The sequence below is a fragment of the Xenorhabdus sp. KK7.4 genome (assembly GCF_963876465.1).
Taxonomy (GTDB): domain Bacteria; phylum Pseudomonadota; class Gammaproteobacteria; order Enterobacterales; family Enterobacteriaceae; genus Xenorhabdus; species Xenorhabdus stockiae.
Genome location: NZ_CAWNQF010000035.1, coordinates 13,568 through 35,745, shown reverse-complemented (window position 1 = coordinate 35,745; position 22,178 = coordinate 13,568). Strand labels below are relative to the sequence as shown.

Genomic DNA, 22,178 nt, shown 5'->3' with positions numbered 1-22,178 from the left:
TGAGTGCCAGCCGGTGAACAATAAGGATTATGGTTATGTGTCAACATCAACTGAGGCAATGGGCAACAAGGAAAAAACGCACAATCACGTCAATGGTTGTTACTTTGTTTGCATGCTTTGCGCTAGGTATTTTATCTGGATGCGATCAATCGCAGGATAATGAAAAGAGTATAAAACCGGAAACATCAGCAATTCCGGCACCTTCAGAAATAACGGATACCGCCAGTCGCGGTTCTCACACCCCGGAAACACAATCTCCAGCAGCCCAATCCCTGCCACGCCAATCCCTGGAAGAGCAATATGCGGGTAAAGATGTCACTATTTTAGATGCTTCAGAAGTACAGCTGGATGGTGCCAGTGCAATGGTTGTGACATTCTCTGTTCCTCTGAAACCCGATCAAAATTTTGCTCAGCGCGTTCATTTGGTTGATGTTAAATCCGGCAAATTAGATGGTGCATGGGAGTTATCAGATAACCAAATGGAGCTGAGACTCCGCCATTTGCCTCCAAAGCGCCAATTAATATTAACTGTTGATGACGGTTTACAGGGCATCAACGGGCGTAGTCTGTTCAATGTCTATGAAAAAAAATTCCAGACTGCCTCAATTCAACCTGCTGTTGGTTTTGCCAGCAAAGGTGTGCTTTTACCCAGTAAACTAGCAGAAGGCTTACCCGTTCTGGCACTGAATGTTGATCGGGTCGATGTTAATTTTTTCCGCATCAAAGAAGCTTCATTACCCATGTTTATCGCTCGCGGGCGATACCTCAGCGGTATAACTTCCTGGGATTCTGAGCGATTACTGGAAAATGCAGATTTAGTCTATACCGGTCGCTTTGATTTGAACCCGACACCGAATACCCGTGAAAAACTGTTATTGCCATTGAATGATATTAAAGAGTTGCAAAAGAGTGGTGCCTATCTGGCCGTTATGCAGCAGGCCGGAAAATATGCTTACACTAACCCAGCAATTCTGTTTACGCGGAGTGATATAGGCGTTTCGATGCATAGCTATCTGAATCAGATAGATGTTTTTACCCAATCACTGGAACAGGGTTCCGGCCTGAAAGGTGTTGAGGTTCGTGTACTGGATATCAATGGGCAACTTCTGGCAAAAAATACGACAGACAGTAATGGCCACGCCACGCTGGAAAAAAGTTCCAAAGCGGCCTTGTTGCTGGCAACGCAGGGCGAGCAAGTCAGTATGATTGATTTGTCATCCCCTGCACTGGATCTGTCTGAGTTTGATATCGGTGGTGAGCAAGGGTATAGCAGGCAGTTTTTTGTATTCGGCCCCCGGGATCTTTATCGTCCGGGCGAAACACTGATTGTTAATGGCTTACTGCGTGATGCGGATGGTCGTTTGCTGAAACCTCAGCCGGTAAAAGTGGATATATTAAAAGCCGATAATCAGGTAGCGCGCAGTTTTGTCTGGCAGCCTGAAAATGGGTTGTACCAATATCGTTATTCAATTCCACAGTCTGCTGAAACCGGAATGTGGTCACTGCGTCTGGATTTGGGAGATAACACCCCACGTTATTACAAATTCAACGTTGAAGACTTTATGCCTGAGCGCATGGCCTTAGAAATTAAAGGAAATACGGATAGCCGACCAATACAGAAGAATGAAAGTGTTAACTTTTCCATTACGGGTCGTTATTTGTACGGTGCTCCGGCAGCCGAAAATCGGCTACAGGGCCAGTTATTCATGCGTCCGGCTCGTGATGCAGTGGCGAAGCTATCAGGGTATGAATTTGGCTCGTCAAAAGAAGAAGAGTTAAGCAGAACGCTGGATGAGTTTGATTTAGTCCTGAATAGTGAAGGCAAAACTAACATTACTGTCGGTGAGGATAACTGGAGATATGTCTCTTCTCCGGTAAGAATCGCTGTACAGGCCAGCCTGCTTGAAGCAGGAGGACGCCCGGTAACACGCCATGCTGAACAGGCTGTCTGGCCTGCTGAAAAACTGGTTGGTATACGCCCGCTATTTAATAAAAAGTCTAATTATAACTATTACACTGATCACTATGAATCCCGTTATAACGTTAATGAAAACTCGCTGGCGGAGTTTGATGTTGTTTATGCGGATGCCGATGGTAAAAAATACGCCACGAATGACTTGAGAGCTCGCTTGATATACGAACGCCGTGATTATTACTGGCGTTGGTCTGACAGTGGTGGCTGGGATTCGGGATATGACCAGAAAGATCTGATGATGGCAGATGAGCCTGTTCAAATTGTGGAAGATGGTACAGCAAAAATCAGCTTTCCGGTTAAATGGGGTTCTTATCGTATTGAAGTTGTGAATCAGAAAAATCAACTTATCACCAGTCTGAACTTTTGGGCCGGCTATTCATGGCAGGATAATACCGAGGGAACAGGAGCTGTCCGGCCGGATCAGGTCAAATTATCACTGGATAAACCTGCATATAAACCGGGAGATAAAGTCAGACTGCATATAGCTGCGCCACAGGCAGGTAAAGGATATTTATTACTGGAATCCAGTGATGGCCCGTTATGGTGGCAGGAAATTGACGTACCAGCACAAGGTCTGGATATTGATGTGCCGGTTAATCAATCATGGGCGCGTCATGATCTGTATCTGACCGCAGTTGTGGTACGACCGGGAGATAAAAACCGTCAGGCAACATCAAAACGGGCAATCGGCGTCTTACACTTACCACTGATGGATGAAGGGCGTAAGCTGGATCTGACGCTCAGCGCGCCGGACAAAGTACGCCCGAATCAGGACCTTTCTGTCAAAATTAAGGTAACACCTCAAAAAGGCAGAGAGTTGCCAAAGCAGGTTTATGTACTGCTTTCTGCTGTTGATTCTGGTGTCCTTAGTATTACTGACTTTAAAACACCGGATCCTTATGAGGCATTTTTCGGGCGTAAGCGTTATAGCGTTGACCAGTATGATGTTTACGGACATCTGATTGAAAGTGAAGGGCGCAAGGCAAACTTACGTTTTGGTGGTGATGTTGGTGAAGGTGAGCCGGAAAGAGGCGGTAAAAAACCGCTGACAGTAGTCAATATTCTGGCGGAACAGGCTAAGCCTATTAGCCTGAATGCTGATGGAGAAGGGGAGATTACGTTACCGATCCCTGACTTTAATGGTGAACTCAGGCTAATGGCGCAGGCATGGAGCGATGACGAATTCGGAAACAGTGAACGCAAAGTTACTGTAGCCGCGCCAGTGGTTGCGCAAATGTCATTACCGCGTTTTATGGCTGGTGGTGATCAATCTCAACTGGCATTAGATCTCACTAATCTTACTGAGCAGCCACAAAAACTGACATTTAATTTTGCTGCAACCGGGCTGATACAATTACAGGAATCTGCGAATAACAGCATCACGCTGGAAACAGGAAAAAGGGTAACGATTCAAATTCCGGTTAAAGCTGACTATGGATTTGGACAAGGCGAAATTTTCCTGACCGTTGATGGCCTGAAGGTATCCAACGAGGTACAGCAATACAAAAACAGTTGGAAAATTGGTGTTCGTCCGGCATACCCTGCTGTTACCAGACAGTTTGCGGATGTTATCCGGCAAGATGAAGAATGGCTGTTACCGCCAGATGCGATCACAGGTCTGGCCCCGGAAACACTGGAAGGCCAGCTTTTGCTGACCAGTAGGCCACCACTTCAAATCGCCCGTTATATCCGCGAATTATATGCTTATCCATATGGCTGTCTGGAACAGACAATCAGTGGGCTTTATCCGTCTCTCTACTCCAATGAAGCTGAACTGAAAAAACTGGGCATTAAGACACAAAGTGATGAAAAACGCCGGGCAGCCATTGAAGACGGTATTACGCATCTGCTGAGTATGCAACGTCATGATGGCAGTTTTTCTCTTTGGGATCGTAATGGTGAAGAAGAATTCTGGCTCACCGCATATGCGGCAGATTTCCTGTTCCGTGCCAATCAGCAAGGCTACAGTATTCCGGTTGATTCCCTGAAAAATGCCAATAACCGGCTGCTGCGTTACTTGCAGGATAAAAACATCATCAACGATCGCTATAGCGGTTCGCACAGTGCAACACAGTTTTCCGTGCGGGCTTACGCCGGTCTGGTGTTAGCCAGCCAGCAGAAAGCGCCATTAAGTAGCTTGAGACAACTTTACGAGCAGCGGGATCAGGCTGATAGTGGATTATCTCTGGTGCAATTAGGCGTAGCATTAAGAATGATGGGGGATGATAACCGTGGCAATGAAGCCATTCACTTGGGGGTGTCTAAATCCCGTAAACAGGGTTATGGGCTGAATGATTATGGCAGCACCATACGTGACGACGCATTGATTGTCTCTTTGTTGAATGAAAATAACATGTTGCAGAAAGAGCGGGATGAAAAGCTGCTTGCGTTATCCAATGAACTCTCGTCCCGAAAGTATTTTTCAACACAGGAAAGTAATGCGCTTTATCTGGCCGGACGTTATTTTATTGATGCCAGTGAACAACCCTGGAAAGCCGTCATTAATCGACAAATACCACCGATTAACCGCAATACTGCGCTGAATAACGCCTTGTCTGCAAAACAGATTCTGAATGGCATTGAGATAAGTAATCGGGGAGATAATTCCCTGTATTCACGGCTGAATGTGGTGGGTTACCCTCTGAAAAAACCCGAACCTTATTCAAACATACTGAGTATTAAGCGTACCTATCTTGATTTGACAGGTAAAACCTACACTCCGGATCGCCTGAACAGCGGCGAGCTGATGATTGTAAAACTGGAAATCAGTGCGACCCAGCCTGTTTCAGATGCTCTGGTTGTCGATCTCCTGCCCGCAGGATTGGAGCTTGAAAACCAAAATCTGGCATACAGCAGCGTCAGTTTGAGTGAAAACGCAACAGATTTACAGGATATGATTTACAGAATGCAAAGAGCAAATATTCGTCATATGGAATACCGGGATGATCGTTTTGTTGCCGCTGTTTCTGTAGAGCCTTACCAGCCAGTGACCCTGTTATATTTAGCAAGGGCTGTTGCACCGGGGGTTTATCAAATCCCGGCTCCCCAGGTTGAATCCATGTACGTACCTTACTGGCGTGCCGTCGGTGTAACAGGCGAAAAACTGGAAGTTGTCCGGTAACTGTGATGAATACATAGGATATTTGGTAATAGCGCCCATTTTAGTTAGAAAAAAGCTTCATCTATAGTTTGGTAACTACAGACCAAAATCATGGATGAAGCTTTGACGATTATTATTATAAAATTATTATTACTTTAATCCTTCCCGTAACTATTCCTTACAAAACATAGTTCACTAAATAGCTGTTCAAAATTATAGGAGTACACCTTACCCCGCGTGACACGCGGGGTAAGGAACACCGCATGCTGATACTCTCACTATTATGAAAAGGTATATAGAACAGCATTGATTAAAAATTCGTGAAATATCTGACCTTTCACATTGTTCTTTAGCTATCAGCCATAGCGAACAGCAATTTATTACTTTGTGCTCCACATAACAGCTTAGATGGGCTTTATCGAAGCTTAATAATGATAATTTAATTTTTTTGACTAGTATTAATCATTGGGAATAAGTGAATGTTATAAAAGAAATGAAAAAACAAATGAATATTATTCGTTAATGTAAAAATTTCTGGGGTATTCATACATGTCTTCATATGCAAGAAAAACTATTAGTTTCTTTGTTTTCTTCTACACATTATTAATGCCTTCTTCAGTATTTAACGCTTCAGCGGAAAATAATATAAAATCTGAGGATGTGTATACCCATTTTAAACAAACTAGTGATACTTCAGAGCTTGATACATCACCTATTATTGATAACACAGCCCGGACAGTAAGCCATATTTTATCTTCTTCCTCCTCAGAACTGGTGGATCAAGCAACATCCTATACGTTGAATAAATTTAACAGTACCGTATCTTCTGAAGTACAAAAGTGGTTATCGCAGTATGGTACTGTGGGAATTAACTTTGGGTTAAACCGTGAGTGGACGCTAAAGAATAACTCAATCGATCTCTTACTACCGATTTATGACAATCAAGAAAATTGGCTGTTTTTTTCCCAGCTGGGTTATCGTAATAAAGATAGCCGAAATACGGTTAACTTAGGTTTAGGCAGCCGATATTTTGATAAGAACTGGATGTATGGTTTAAACACTTTCTATGATTATGATGTAACAGGAAACAACCGGCGATTAGGGTTAGGGGGGGAAATTTGGGCCGATTATATTAAATTTTCTGCTAATACTTATTATCGCTTAAGTAACTGGCAAGAATCCCGGAATTTTGAGGATTATCATGAACGCCCAGCCATGGGTTATGACATTAATGGCGAGTTTTTTTTATCGGCTTATCCTAACTTGGGGATGAAACTGACTTATGAGCAATATTTCGGTGATAATGTCACTTTATTCAACCGAGAGACAAAGCAAAAAAATCCCCGCCAAACTAAATTAGATCTGATGTATACCCCGATTCCTTTAATCACAATTGGTGCAAGTTATCGGCAAGGTGAAGAAGGTCATACTGAAACTCAGTTTCTGACAAACTTAAATTATAAATTCGGAATTCCATTAAGTACTCAATTATCACCTGCTAATGTCTCATCTATGCGGACATTGATAGGCAGCCGCCATGATTTGGTTGAAAGAAATAATTATATTATTTTGGATCATAAAAAAAGAGAAAAAGATGAACTGTACAAGCTAGACCCAATTAGCGGATATGGCCAGCAGGAAATAACTGTTAATGCCCCTATTCGATCTTATGCGAATATCAAAGATATTAGCTGGTCTGTACCAGATAAAGCATTTAAAGAAAATGACGGGAAACTCACGCCAGAATCAGGCAGGAGTATTATTATTACGCTTCCCAGTTATCAGGAAACGCATGAAAGCGATTACGAGCTTGATGTATTGATCACTGATAATCAGGGAAGGAAACAAACTGTTCAGACCACGATAAAGGTTGTGCCTTTTTTAATCGATGAAAAAGTGAATATTACAAGTAATGACAAAAATGGATATACATTTAGTGATCCCATTATTACTTATCGCGGAGCACCTTCCGGAGAGTTTGTTAAAAATGCCAGCATAAATAAGGTGACTTGGATAACTGATCCGCCTTTAGGCGATGAATCTGGATTAGAATTTACATGGAAAAATGGTCCTGCCAAAACGAATGATGAGGGTAAACTGGCAGATGAAGAAGGAAATGTGATACTTAACACTTTAACTAGCAAAAAAGCACACGAAAAAGTTTTAGTTTATATACAGTTGGATGGGGCACAACGGCAGAAAATAGGATCAGTGAGTTTTACCGACAATCCATCCGCTTACCATATTCAGGAAGAATTTCTGACTGTAAGTCCGCAGGGGCCTTTGTTCGTAGGCGATGGAAAATTTTACACCTTCAGCGGTACAGTCGTGGATCGCCATAATAATCCGGTAAAGACACAAGAAATTAAGACTGTGGTATGGAAAGCAACCGATGATAAAGGTCAAGAAGTCAAGTTAACCTCGCAAACAAAAAAGACAAATGATTCAGGTGAGTTGATTGCAACATTAGATAGTTCGCAGCCATTCAATAAGGTAACGGTATCACTGGCTATTGAAAATCACCCCGCGATTAGCACTAAAGTGCCGGTTTCCATTGAATCTGAACACGCTTACCATATTCAGGAAGAATTTCTGACTGTAAGTCCGCAGGGGCCTTTGCTCGTAGGCGATGGAAAATTTTACACCTTCAGCGGTACAGTCGTGGATCGCCATAATAATCCGGTAAAGACGCAAGAAATTAAGACTGCGATATGGAAAGCAACCGATGATAAAGGTCAAGAAGTCAAGTTAACCTCACAAACAAACAAGACAAATGATTCAGGTGAGTTGATTGCAACATTGGATAGTTCGAAGCCATTCAATAAGGTAACGGTATCACTGGCTATTGAAAATCACCCCGCGATTAGCACTAAAGTGCCGGTTTCCATTGAATCTGAACACGCTTACCATATTCAGGAAGAATTTCTGACTGTAAGTCCGCAGGGGCCTTTGCTCGTAGGCGATGGGAAATTTTACACCTTCAGCGGTACAGTCGTGGATCGCCATAACAATCCGGTAAAGACGCAAGAAATTAAGACTGTGGTATGGAAAGCAACCGATGATAAAGGTCAAGAAGTCAAGTTAACCTCGCAAACAAAAAAGACAAATGATTCAGGTGAGTTGATTGCAACATTGGATAGCTCAAAACCCTTCAATAAGATAACGGTATCACTGGCTATTGAAAATCACCCCGCGATTACCACTAAAGTACCGGTTTCCATTCAATCTGAACATATTACTGTGGAATGCAAGGCTGTTGGTAAAACCCCTGTATTAGTAGGCGAAAGTTATATCTGTACAGCCCATGTGACGGATTTAGATGGAGGTATAGCAGGGGAAAAAATTGTTTGGAAGGTTAACGATCCTGATCTTCAATTGGAGCCGACTTCAGAGGCAACGGATAATGATGGTAAGATGAAAGCAACCTTAACCAGTCCGAAGAAGGCATTAGGTCTTGTTGTCACAGCATCTGTTATAGAGTCCAGTGGTGCACAATCTAGCGGGGAATCAACAAAAGATATTATTAGCTTTATTTGGCCGGAAATTACTATCAATCCAACCTCAAAAAATCCAGTTGTTGTTGCAAATGGGCAGGATTCATATGAATTTACAGCAACTGTCTGGCGTGACAAACAAAGTAATAATCCATATAAAGGGACAGACATAAAGTTTGCATGGGCTAAACCTCAGCTTCAGGATGATACAGGTACAACTGAACCAAACTTAACACCTCCACCAGATGAACCGTTAGAGGTAAACCCGAAGGATGGGACTTTAATAGCTACTATGACCAGTCTTCAGTGGGGACAGGTAAAAGCATGTATTAATATTGTGGATAGGGATCCTGTTTCGCCGATATGTTCGAAATTAGTGAATTTTGCATTGGATTTCGAAATTGCTAAGGATAGTGTTGAAATATATAAAGTTAACCGAGCTGGGCGTGAAGAGGTATTTGATCCTAATAAGCCATTATTGGGGGATGATAAATCAGAATATATGTATAGGGCACAGATCATTGATAAAAACAACAAACAGCCAGTATCTAACTACACATTCAGTGACGTCAACTGGACTCGTAATCTTCCGGATGTAACAGATAAACAATTAAGTATAGAATGGGATAAAGAGGGTAAAACAAATAGAGAAGGATATTTATACGCTACTTTAAAGAGTAATGTCGGACTCAATAAAAAAAGAGTAGAAGTTACCTTCAATATGGCAGGGATTTCATCTGGTAGTACGTTCTTTCAGGCTGCCAAACAAACAGTCACTTTCGATGTTTCACCGGATGTAGCCGCGATAAGGGTCTATAAGTATGATCCTAAAACGATGAAAGTGAATAAATCGATTAGCAAATCCTTTACCGAGCAAGAAAGACCATATAATGCTTTTTTTCAATTGGCTGCTGAATTCACATCCTCTAAAGGTGAAGCACTCGTTGAATCAGGAGATAATGTTAGATACACTCCAGAATTAGATTGGTCGACTCCTGTGGGAGTAGATAGATTTAACAAAAGATTTTTGATATTTAACAATGTACTAGGAAGCCAAAAAGTTACGCTTCATATTACGAAAAAAAATGGAACTCAACAGCAATATACATATACATTTTTTACGCGTAGATTTTTCTTAATCAATTTGAATATTCTTAGTGGCACTACACTAAATAATGGTCAAAGTTGCGAAGAGGATGATATGTTGTCACCCATTAAATCAGATTTAGTATCGACAGGAACAGGAACTACACTGTACGATGAGTTTCCGGATGCTTATGAATTTGGCATTTTAGATGGGATTATTGTTAAAAATATAAATCATATTTATATTAAGATGTTAGAGTCTCGACAAAATAGTGACTCTGGTAAATATTTAGCCTATAACTTATTAACAGGTAAGCAAGTTGTAGGTGATAATTCTAACAATTTTTATGTGTTATGTGAAAACAATTATTCTCAATAGCAGGGTGTAATTAACCAAGGAATAATGTCTTATGTCAATTGTTTTAAACACTTCATATTATATTCATTAATGATGGCTATATTTTTCAAGATACCAAAATATTCATTGTAAAATAACCATGTTAAATTAATTATAAAACAAACTATACCGAGAAGATCAGTGCAAAATACATAATATAAGCTGTGCTGATTACTTTTTTTTATTGGATATTTTATTTTAAATGTTTTCCAATACACTTGGAGTAACAAATAAAAATCATATACTAATATATGAGGTTAACTATGACAGAAATAAATAGAAATAATATACTTGTTTCCACAGTAACTCCTATTTTATCAGTCCCAAATGAGACCACGGTAATTTACGGTCAGACATTTTATCTTGATGTGACATTGAACGACAAAAATAATTTTCCACCAGGAGCATCACTTAAGGTTACAGCAAAAGGTCAGGGTATAACAATAAGTCCTATAGAACCTCCCCCTGTGTCATCTGGCTCGGAAAAAAGTATTGTTGGGCATTACATGGTAGTCATTAGTAGTGATGAAACTAAGATAACAAGTGGTCTGGTATCATTTAGTGTAGACTTCACTTCGACTCAATATCCTAATATTTTTAATAGTGATTTTCAATACAATGTAAAAAAAATCTTCCCCTCTAGTTTGCTGCTACAGACTGATAAATATGCTTTTGTTATTCCTGAAAAATACTCTAAACCAGATAAAAATGATTCTCAGGATAAATATGTTATTTACAAAACTATATTATTAGAGAATACAGAAACATCTTTATTAAAGACACAGTCAAAGATACCATTGAAAAATGCACTGGTTTATCTTGTAACTCAAGAACGTCCCGATATCAGAAATGACATTATTGTGACATCTGATCCAGACAAGGGAGGAAATGATACATTAATAATTTATAAACCGACAAAGATAAAAAATAGTGATTTTACTTTTATCAAATTAATAAGTGATGCCAGTACGGGAGAAATCAGATTCCGTGTTTATTCAAATAATAAACCACTTCTTGGTGAAAGTGATACCAATAGTAGACCAACTGTGATTTACTTAGGATGTATAATTTACGAAGTAGAAGAAAATTATATGGCTCACAGTGTGTGCTTTATTAAGCCAAGACCATCTATCAATCTAGATGAACTAGATCAATTATATATACCTGATTCCGATAATGGTGTAATAAAAGGAGATCCAGACAGTCCTGGTTTTGAAGTGCAAATTGATACTGGTGCAAATTATAAAAATAATGATCAGCTATTATTTTTCACAAAAGAAGAAAATAACATCCCTGATGTAAATAGTTTAATATCATCTCCTTATACAATTAGAAGTGATATTAATAATTATTCTTATCCAATTCCTTATAATAGCTTTACGATAAATAAGAAATCGGAAATATTTTATGTGATTGCACGTAAAGGGGATACTCTTTATTCAGGATCAGAATCAATTACATATGCTGGCGGAGGTTCTGGTATTGTTCCACCTGGTGCAGTAGCCAGGGTTTATAATAAAGTTGAGGTTTTTTCAAGTTATGCGGATTATAATGACGATAATACATTAAGTAACCCTGGTGAATTAGGTTCTCGACTGGATGAGGACGAGGTTACTACCAGAGAACAACTGGCAAACTATATTTATAACGGTGGAAATGATGCATATTTGAGAATAAAGGCAACTAATGACCCCAATGATGATAAATATCCTAAGGTTGGGGATTATATATTTATAAATATGTATATTAGTTCGGAGAATAAAAATTTATGGCAGCCAATAAATGGAAATAATGGCATAAGGCTCTTATCTATACTAGATAAATACCCAGCACATAATACAACTATTTGTTCAACAGTAGTTCCAATTCCGCATCCTTTTTATACGGATATAGATGCTTATGAAAATATTCCAGCAATGGTTTATTTTGAATATTATACAGTAGATGAGAGTAATCATAAAATATATAGCAAAGTTTGGCATGGTCCAACAGATACATCATCTTCAATATGATGCTGAATGGTGTCTGTTTTATTTTTTATAATTAAAAATGAAATTAATTTTGGTTTGTTTTAAATGAAATTCTGTCACCTTTTACTTGATGTTTGTTTTAAATAAAATATATGGAAATGGAATTCCATTTCCATCATAAAAAATTAGCAGAAATTACTAGGATTGGTATTAATAAAACCTTTCATTGGGTGACTTAAGTATATCAATGCATGAGGTGAACTATGACAGCAGTAAATAAAAATAATTTATCTGGCCCCACAATAACTGTAACCTTGTCAGTCCCGAATGAGACCACCATAATTTACGGTCAACAATTTTATCTTGATGTGACATTAATGTCTGAAGTTAATTTTCTGCAAGGAGCATCACTTCGTGTTACAGCGAAAGGCCAGGGTATAAAAATAACTTCTATAGGAGAAGTCCCTGTATCATCTGGCTTGGTAAAAAGTATTGTTGGGCATTATTATGTAGTAATTAGTGATTTTAGTGATACTAAGAACCCAGTAATAAATGGTGAAGTGTCATTTACTGTAAATTTATCTTCACCTCTAATGACTAATTATTATAGTTATTTTCAATACAGTGTAAAAAAAATTCTTCGGGACAGTTTGCAGTTGAAACCTAATAAGCTTGTTTGTGTTATTCCCGAAAAATATTCAGATCCAAAAATAAATGACCCTCAGGATAATTATTTTCTTTATGAAGCTAAGTTATTAGAAGATACAGGGGATGGTACATCTAGTACTCCACTGAAAAAAACACTAATTTATCTGGTTTCTTCACCTGATACAGATATTAATAGAGATATTATTATTACGTCTGATTCAGATGAAAGTACTGGACAGTTAATCAACTATTCCCCAGTAAACTATAATGAAAATGATTTTATTAGCTTAATAAGTGATGAGCAGTCGGGAAAAATTAGATTCCGTGTTTATTCAAATAATAAACCTATTGGTAGCGATGTTAATTATAAACCAACGATACTATCTTTGGGTTGTGAGATTTTGGATCATAATCCTGTACAAATGTCAGAAAGTGTATTTTTTATTACGCCTAGACCTGTTTCACATTTCGATGACCTAGAGAAACTATATATACCAAGTGCTGATGGTGGTGTAATACATGGTGCTCCGGGTAAAAGTAGTTTTGTAGTGGTTATTCAAAATAACATTAATTATAAAGATAACGATCGCCTTTTGTTTTTCACAAAAGAAAAAAATCACATTCCTGATGTGAACAGTTTAATACCACCTATTTATAGAATGGAAGGAGGTATTGATAATTACTTTTATAATATTCCTTTTGAATATTTTAAGAATAATGTGTGGACAGAGATTTTCTATGTGATTACAAATAGGGGTTATACTCATTATTCAATAAGTGAAAAAATAAAATATATAGGTGTAGATTCAGTACAATACACGCTTAAATTTGAACTTATTAATGGCAATGAAATAGTCGGTGATATGCAATCCCAAAAAGTCCAGGCTATTCTTACTGGAACAGGGGAAGGAGTAAATACTGCTAACCGTAAATTGAATTTAAGTATTGATGGAAACGCATCTTTTAAAGAAGATAGTAGAGTTCAAACAATATCTGTTATTACAGGTGAATCGGGGAAAATAAGTTTTGAACTCTATGATTCTAACCTAGATGGCGAGACAGTGACACTAACAGGGGAACTGGATATTGATAAAAAAACGAAAGCAACAAAACGAATTCATTTCTCATCAATTAAAGTAGAATTATTCTTCCTGGAACCTGAAAATAGCATAGTAGCGGTAGGATCCACTGTACCTTTAACAGCCACGGTAATATTAGAAGGAGGTATAACTAAAAAGGGTATAGAAGTTGTTTTCCAAGCAGATAATGGTGTCACATTAAATCCGCCTTCTACAACAACGAATGAAAATGGAGAGGCTACGACGCAGGTTACCAGTAACCAGACAATCGCTATCACAGTTACCGCGACTGCGGTGAGGAAAAGCACTAAGGCATATATTGATTTCGTTCAAATAGAGTCGATTAGTTTGCACCCTGAAAAGATAACAGTATATTTTGAAGCTGAGGTGTCATTCAAGGCCACGGTAGTGTTAGCAGGTGGTATAACTAAGAAAGGTATACTTGTTGATTTTAGCTCAAGCGACAATAACATTTCAGGAGATGAAGAAATAACAGATGGTAGTGGTCAGGCCGAAACATGGTTCTCATTTTCTGACGGAGAAGAAGATACTATAACCGTTACTGCAACTGCACTGGGGAGAAGTGCTATTGCGAAAGTTTTTACCTATACTGTGGGCTGGAGTTCTTTGACACCTGCAAATAGCACAGCACTAGTGAAAACCTCTGTACCACTAACATTCAAGGTAGGAGTAATAGAAGATATACCTATGGATGGCATAAAGGTTACTTTTCACGCAAGCAATGACGTCATTCTTAACCCTCCTTCGACTCACTTGAAAAAAATCAGCGAAGCTACAGCTACAGAGAATAATATCGGTGAGGCCATAACTCAGGTTACTAGCAATCAGGCAGTCTCTACAACAGTAACTGCCTTCATTGAATCCTATGGAGAGGGTGCCAATGCGAATGTTACGTTTATTAAAAAACCGTACATTATTACAATAGCTCCTGACCATGCTGAATTAGGAGAAGGCGGTTCTGTAACATTCTCAATCGGAGTAAAAAGCCTAAATAATTATGCTTCGGGTTACGTAGAGATTACTGTTAGTGCTATTTATGTGACTTTTAGTCAACCTTCAGGAACAGTGTGGCTTGATGGTGCTTGGTTCCACACGGTAGCCACTCTTAGCGAGCCTACCGCTATAATACAGCATGATATGCTTGAAACAGTTACAGTTACCATTAAAGACTCACATGGGTATGTTCAACACGCTTATGCAAAAATTAATTTGCTACAATCTGGCGCGTATGGTGGTGATCGTGAGTGATATCAGTCCATTATTCCATAGTAAAAGTGGAAATCACTGGCTGGGGTATATGGTTGCTGAGTTCTAATTCTATTCAATTTCTCTATCGATTTCTGCAATTTCATTTTGTTTAATCAGCCCTTATTACCGATAATAAGGGCTGATTTCTGTCGGATTCAGTTTCAATGAGAAAATATTTCCCCCGCATTTACCTTATTATTTTGGCTATTTTACTTATTCTGCCTGCCACTTTGTGGCTAGCCGACAAAATCTGGCCTTTACCATTAAAAAACGTCACCGCCGCACGTGTTGTGGTCGGAGCGGATGGTTCACCTTTATGGCGTTTTGCTGATAGTGAAGGGATCTGGCGTTATCCCGTGACTCTAGAGCAGGTTTCCCCTGAATATATTCAGGCTTTGTTAACTTACGAAGATCGCTGGTTTTACCAGCATTTGGGGGTGAATCCTCTCTCGTTGTTACGGGCGGCAGGGCAGGATATACGTGCCGGAAAAATCGTATCCGGCGGAAGTACGATTTCTATGCAGGTTGCCCGTTTGATAGATCCTCATTCACGTACTTTTGGCGGTAAGTTCAAACAGCTTTGGCGAACTCTGCAATTAGAGTGGCACTATTCGAAAGATGAGATTCTGGAGATGTATCTGAATCGGGCGCCATTTGGCGGCACGTTACAGGGCATCGGGGCGGCAAGTTGGGCTTATTTGGGAAAGTCACCGTCAGATTTGTCATCCGGTGAAGCGGCATTATTGGCAGTGTTACCACAGGCTCCAAGCCGTTTAAGGCCGGATCGCTATCCTGAGCGTGCTCAGGCTGCCCGTAACAAGGTATTGCAGCGATTGAAGCAGTATGGTGTCTGGTCAGCAGAAAAAGTGGCGGATATTGAGGAAGAAAATCTTTGGCTGGCTCCGCGTCAGGTTCCTCAGCTTGCCCCTCTTTTAGCAAGACGAATGGCTCTCAATAATCAGCAGGAAATCATCCGAACCACAATTGATACCGGCTTGCAGCGCCAACTGGAAGATATGGTACTTAACTGGAAATATCAGTTAGCGGAAAAAACATCAATTGGTGTGCTGGTGGTCGATCATACGGATATGACAGTGAAGGCTTATATTGGCTCGGCGGATTTTCAGGATAACAGCCGTTTTGGTCATGTTGATATGGTCAGCGCATGGCGCTCTCCGGGTTCGACATTAAAACCTTTTCTGTATGCAATGGCGCTGGATGATGGTCTGATCCATGCGGAATCTCTTTTACAGGATGTTCCCCGCCGTTTCGATAATTATCGGCCGGGAAATTTTGATAGTGGGTTTAATGGCCCGGTCAGCGCCAGCGAGGCGCTGACTCGTTCACTAAACTTGCCGGTAGTACAGCTTCTGGAAGCCTATGGCGCGAAACGGTTTACTGCCAATTTGCGTAATGCAGGCATGATGCTGCGTTTCCCTCTGGGAAGTGAGCCGAATCTGGCGCTGATTCTGGGAGGAACTTCGGTTCGTATGGATCAGCTGGTTTCTGTTTACAGTGCGTTTGCTCGTCAGGGGAAAGTCTCTCCGTTACGCTTTACTTCACAGCAGGAACTGCGGGACAGACAGCTTTTTACTCCGGGAGCCGCCTGGATTATCAGGCGGATTATGGCAGGGGAAAGCCGCCCGCTACCGGATAATGTCTTGCCCGCCGAAGTGCCGCTGGCATGGAAAACAGGCACGAGTTATGGCTATCGTGACGCATGGGCAATCGGTTTAAATGCCCGATATACCATTGGTGTCTGGGTCGGCAGGCCGGATGGAACACCGGTAGCAGGGCAGTCTGGTTATGCGACTGCAATTCCTATCATGAACCAGATTCATGGGTTATTGATGGCTGACTTGCGCTATGGTTCGCAACCTATTCCTGTTGATCCGCGACCGGAGAATGTCAGTCAGGCTGTTATTTGCTGGCCGGGTGGTACGGTATTTCGGTCGGAAGACAGCAACTGCCGTCAGCGCCGTTTGAGCTGGATTCTGGATAACACCATCCCGCCAACACTGCCATCTACGGGGCAGGAATCGATTTCGGGTATCCATGAACAGATATGGGTCGATAAAAACGGTTTGCGTGTTGCTGCCGATTGCCCTGATGCCCGACCTGAAACAATCTCTTTATGGCCGATTGCACTGGAAGCATGGCTACCAGAGAAAGAGCGCCGCGTGAATCGGCTACCTCCAATTAATCCTCAGTGCCCGCCAATGAAAACAGATGACGCACCGTTATTGATTACCGGTATCCGAGAAGGGGATGTTCTGACTCGCTTGCCCGGTCAACGGACGTTGGATCTGCGGGTAGCAACACAGGGCGGTCAGGGACAGCAATGGTGGTTTTTGAATGGTGAGCAGGTTACCGTGACTGAAAATAATCAGTCGTGGACGAAAACATTGTCACAGCCAGGAAAATATCAGCTTAGTGTTTTAGATCTGAGTGGGCAAATCAGCAAAATTAATTTTGTATTAAAATGATCCGGTTACGATTTGTGGTGTAGGTCAAAAATTTCGTCATAAACAAAAAATTAATTGTATTTTTTGTTTTAAAGTAAACTTATTGCTGTTCTGTTCGGAATATATTGATCTTTTAAGATGTTGAGTCAGTAAGTTGTAATTTATTTAATAGCTGTATGTTAATTCAACCAGTGAGGAAATAAAGATGAAAGTTGTTTCATATGCTTTGTTGCTGGGTTTATTTTATGTACCAGTTTCTTTAGCAGATACATCAGCAAAAGATATTGATAATAAAATAGTAATTAAAGAAGTGGTTAATCAGGGCGCATTGAAAAAATGCACCCATTTATTACCTGAAGGACATAAATATACTATTAGCATTATCGGTACTTCTGATAAGACAACAAAAGACAGTAATGAGCAGTTTACAGGGCAATTTGAAGTTTCTGATGAAACTAAAAAACCATTGGATGAGAAAAGACAAGAACAGGTTAAGCCTTTTATTCAGTGTGTGAAAGATACGGTTTTGTAACTGAAGTTGTTTAAATAATGATATAACGCGCGAAGTCAATGATCTTGGTCAGAATGCCTATGCGGGAAATTATCGCCTGCATAGGCATTATTTTATAAAATGAATCAATAAGACAGTGCATATCGATAGAAAAGTAAGATATCTGAAATAGGAGTTAGTGCTGAAAATGTGTTTAACTCGTATCGTCTTTAATTGGTTTGTACTGCAAAAATGTGATTTGTGCTAAAAAATTATCATTTTCGCTAAGAATGTTTTAATAAAATGTTGTGTTTTTTGTAGGCAAGCCGAAAGTCTCCTCCTATAATCAACGCCTATTTTTATTCCTGTCAGGAAAACAGGATAAATTCTGTCCTTCTGTGTTATCAGGGGGAACAAAAAATTAAAATGAATCATCGCTGAAAGTGCCAAAGGGGTTATCCAATGACGATTGAACGTACTTTTTCCATTATTAAACCTAATGCTGTGAAGAAAGATGTTATCGGTTCCATCTATGCTCGTTTTGAAAGTGCCGGTTTTAAAATCATCGCTGCTAAAATGCTGCATTTAACTCGTGAACAAGCTGAAGGTTTTTATGCCGAGCACAAAGGCCGCCCTTTCTTTGATGGTCTGGTAGAGTTCATGACATCCGGCCCAATCATGGTACAGGTTCTGGAAGGTGAAAATGCAGTTCAGCGTCACCGTGATCTGATGGGTGCAACTAACCCGGACAACGCGCTGGCTGGTACTCTGCGTGCTGATTATGCCGACAGTTTTACTGAAAATGCGGTACACGGCTCAGATTCCATTGAATCTGCAAACCGTGAAATTGCTTACTTCTTCAGTGATGATGAAGTTTTCTCTCGCAGCTAATATTCAATAAGTTTCGAGCTGCTTCAAAAAGACGACCTGAAAGATGGTCGGGATGTTTAGTTCTCGTAGCATCTGAACAGTAAAGTTTGTACAATGTCGCGCCCCGCTGATTTGACTTAGCGGGGCGTTTATTATTTCATTTCAATTAACGATTAACGCTGGATATGTTTTCGCAAAAGAGACCATGTATTGCGTTATATTTATTGAATATGAAGTCTGTTTACTGAATCAGTAGTCACCGCATGAAAACTTAGTGCTGAAATACAATCAGCACAGAGCCGAAAGTGTAACAACGAGGCGATGTAACAATATGTCCCAGACAATGTCCCAACCTAATACAGCCGAACAATGTTCAACTTCTGCCACTTCTTTCACACCTGATAAGACTTTTACGCGGGATAAGACAAGCGGCAAAATTAATCTGCTTGATCTCAACCGCAAACAAATGCGTCAGTTTTTCATTGAAATGGGGGAAAAACCTTTTCGTGCCGATCAGGTCATGAAATGGATGTACCACTATTGCTATGACGACTTTGAGCAAATGACTGACATCAATAAAGTGCTCAGGGCAAAACTACAACAGGTTGCTGAAATCAGAGCACCTGAAGTTGCAGAAGAACAGCGTTCTTCGGATGGTACTATCAAGTGGGCAATTACTGTTGGCGATCAACAGGTCGAAACAGTTTATATTCCGGAAGATGACCGGGCGACACTGTGTGTCTCATCTCAGGTAGGGTGCGCTTTAGAATGTAAGTTTTGCTCTACTGCTCAACAGGGTTTTAACCGCAACCTGCGTGTTTCTGAAATTATTGGTCAGGTCTGGCGCGCCGCTAAAATTATTGGCTCGCTGAAATCCAGTGGTCGCCGCCCAATCACCAATGTGGTGATGATGGGCATGGGAGAGCCGTTACTGAACCTGAACAATGTGGTACCGGCCATGGAAATCATGATGGATGATTTTGGATTTGGCCTGTCAAAACGTCGCGTAACCCTGTCAACATCCGGCGTAGTGCCTGCACTGGATAAACTGGGTGATATGATCGACGTCGCTCTGGCAATTTCTCTCCATGCACCCACTGACGATATCCGTGATGAAATTGTACCGATTAACCGTAAGTACAATATCGAAGAGTTTCTGGCTGGTGTCCGCCGCTATCTGACTAAGTCGAATGCTAATCAGGGACGGGTCACGGTAGAGTATGTGATGCTCGATCACGTTAATGACAGCGTGGAACAGGCTCACCAATTAGCAGAATGTCTGAAAGATACACCAAGTAAAATTAACCTGATCCCCTGGAACCCGTTCCCCGGAGCACCTTACGGGCGTAGCTCCAACAGCCGGATTGACCGTTTCTCCAAGGTACTGATGGGATATGGCTTTACTACCATCGTGCGTAAAACCAGAGGTGATGATATCGATGCTGCCTGTGGACAGCTGGCTGGCGAAGTTATCGACAGAACCAAGCGGACAATGAGAAAACGTCTGGCAGGTGAACCTATTCAGGTAAAAACAGTCTAATTTTTTGTTCAATTCTTGTAATTGGCTAAAAATCTGGCGAAGTTTGACATATCCTTATAAATGAAAATGATATGATACGGAAATCAATAATTTGGTCTATAGTTTGTTTGAGTCTGGTAGCAGGTTGTGCGGAACATCCTCAGAACCGGGCTCATCATGCTGTTGCAGTAGATACCCGATTACAGTTAGGGAAAGCATATCTGGCAGAACGTAATTTATCGGCTGCCAGATTTCATTTTCAGAAAGTTTTACTGGCTGAACCCCGTCATCCGCAAGCTCATTTGGGGATGGCGTTGCATGAACAATATGCGGGTCAGCCTGAATCCGCCGACCGTCACTACAGAATGGCAATGCAGTACGGAGCAGGAGATGATACTGTAATAGGTCATTATTACGTTTTTCTCTGTGAACAAAGACGGTATAAAGAAGCTAAAAATTTGGTCTCGGACAATTTGGTCACAGATAATTTGGTTATAAAGAGTAACACCGGCTTCTATGCCCATTGCGGTGAATAATTGCAATAAGTAGGAGTTGTGATAAATGATTGCCTACGTTTTATGCAGTATGAAATGATTTCGCTACACAAGTTAAATTGTGTCTGATAGTCAATTAACTTGTGTGAATATTTTAACCTGAACAGTACCAGTGTCCTTAGATAATGAAGACTGAAACTCATCCAGAAGAAGCTAATCTGACAGCGGGTCAGATCTTGCGTCAAGCTCGTGAAAAACATGAGCTTTCTCAGCAGACTGTGGCAGATCGCTTGTGTCTTAAAGTGTCCACTGTTCGTGATATTGAAGAAGATAATGTTCCTGACAATATCGTACCCACATTTTTTCGCGGTTATATCCGTGCTTATGCGAAACTTGTTCAGGTGCCTGAGTCTGAGATCTTAGCCAAGATCGATGTACAGATGCAGCATAAGGCAGTAAAAACATCTCAGATGCAGAGCTTTTCTGCCCAAAAAATACGTAAGAAACGTGATGGCTGGCTGATGAAATTCACATGGCTTGTCATTATTGTGTTATTGGGTATGACAGGTGTGTGGTGGTGGCAGAATTATAATATTCAGCAAAAAGACTTGGCTTCAATGACAGAACAGTCTGATATACAGGCACAAAAGTCTGCCAGTGAACTGAGTGATACTCAATCTGTGACAGCCAGTTCCAACCTAAATACGACAGAAGTGCAATCTGGTACAGCTCAGACAGAGAAGAATGTACAAGTACCATTAAATAGCACAACTACAGACAGTCAGGTGCCATTATCTTCCGGTGCTCCTTCATCAACTCAGACTAGCTCAGTGCCACAGTCGGGTAGTCAGCCGCTGACAGCTTCTGGTAATACTGCCTCCACTGGTGTTTCTCCTGTAAATCAGGGAGCAGAGAATTCAGTTACAACGAATATCACGCCAGACGCTGTGTCATCAACGAATCCTGTATCAACAACTCCCTTATCAACAACTGAAAATCAGTCCAGTATCGCGAACAGCAATGAACTGGTATTTAATTTCAAAGGCAGATGCTGGCTGGAAATTAAAGATGCCAACGGTAAGAAACTGTTTAGTGGTACCAAAAGTAAGGGCGATAGCCTGAAATTATCAGGTGCTTTACCTTATTCACTTAATATCGGGGCACCTGCTCAGGTCGAGGTAGAGTTTCAGGGAAAACGTGTGAATATGGATGCGTTTATTAAGAAAGGCACCAATGCCAGACTGACACTGCCATAAGCGGATTTATGGTTTTGACACGTTTACTGGGCACATACTTTGAGACGAATGTTGAGCTGGGGTTCA

At 40.7% G+C, this 22,178-nt stretch carries 10 protein-coding genes; all 10 read left to right on the top strand.

Translation table 11 applies throughout. The annotated features are described in order from the left end of the window. Positions 1-35 precede the first annotated feature (35 nt). The 10 genes from AACS90_RS04455 to rodZ all read left to right on the top strand — a co-directional run bounded on the left by AACS90_RS04455 (position 36) and on the right by rodZ (position 22,112). Positions 36-5,096 (top strand): alpha-2-macroglobulin family protein, encoded by a 5,061-nt coding sequence (locus AACS90_RS04455; protein ID WP_099121866.1) that lies wholly within the window; start codon positions 36-38, stop codon positions 5,094-5,096. Between the two features lie 528 nt (positions 5,097-5,624). After that, the gene (locus tag AACS90_RS04450; protein WP_099121865.1) at positions 5,625-10,034 is read left to right on the top strand and encodes an inverse autotransporter beta domain-containing protein; all 4,410 of its coding nucleotides are present in this window, start codon (positions 5,625-5,627) and stop codon (positions 10,032-10,034) included. Positions 10,035-10,315: 281 nt separating this feature from the next. Next, positions 10,316-12,064, top strand: a complete 1,749-nt coding sequence (locus AACS90_RS04445; RefSeq protein ID WP_099121864.1) for a hypothetical protein — start codon at positions 10,316-10,318, stop codon at positions 12,062-12,064. 221 nt (positions 12,065-12,285) lie between these two features. Next, positions 12,286-15,018 carry an Ig-like domain-containing protein gene (locus tag AACS90_RS04440; RefSeq protein ID WP_099121863.1) on the top strand — a complete coding sequence of 911 codons (2,733 nt, stop codon included), beginning with the start codon at positions 12,286-12,288 and terminating at the stop codon, positions 15,016-15,018. 164 nt (positions 15,019-15,182) lie between these two features. Then, positions 15,183-17,504 carry a peptidoglycan glycosyltransferase PbpC gene (pbpC, locus tag AACS90_RS04435; protein ID WP_099121862.1) on the top strand — a complete coding sequence of 774 codons (2,322 nt, stop codon included), beginning with the start codon at positions 15,183-15,185 and terminating at the stop codon, positions 17,502-17,504. A gap of 184 nt (positions 17,505-17,688) precedes the next feature. Further along, positions 17,689-18,015, top strand: coding sequence for a hypothetical protein (locus tag AACS90_RS04430; protein WP_228863364.1), 327 nt, complete (start codon positions 17,689-17,691; stop codon positions 18,013-18,015). Between the two features lie 420 nt (positions 18,016-18,435). Further along, on the top strand, positions 18,436-18,864 hold the full coding sequence (ndk, locus tag AACS90_RS04425) for a nucleoside-diphosphate kinase (RefSeq protein ID WP_086956086.1): 429 nt from the start codon (positions 18,436-18,438) through the stop codon (positions 18,862-18,864). A gap of 322 nt (positions 18,865-19,186) precedes the next feature. Next, positions 19,187-20,383: a bifunctional tRNA (adenosine(37)-C2)-methyltransferase TrmG/ribosomal RNA large subunit methyltransferase RlmN gene (locus AACS90_RS04420; RefSeq protein ID WP_099121952.1), complete on the top strand. Its 1,197-nt coding sequence runs from the start codon at positions 19,187-19,189 to the stop codon at positions 20,381-20,383. Positions 20,384-20,454: 71 nt separating this feature from the next. Continuing rightward, the gene (locus tag AACS90_RS04415) at positions 20,455-20,898 is read left to right on the top strand and encodes a fimbrial assembly protein (RefSeq protein ID WP_099121861.1); all 444 of its coding nucleotides are present in this window, start codon (positions 20,455-20,457) and stop codon (positions 20,896-20,898) included. Between the two features lie 143 nt (positions 20,899-21,041). Beyond that, positions 21,042-22,112, top strand: a complete 1,071-nt coding sequence (rodZ, locus tag AACS90_RS04410) for a cytoskeleton protein RodZ (RefSeq protein WP_099121860.1) — start codon at positions 21,042-21,044, stop codon at positions 22,110-22,112. Positions 22,113-22,178: the final 66 nt, after the last annotated feature.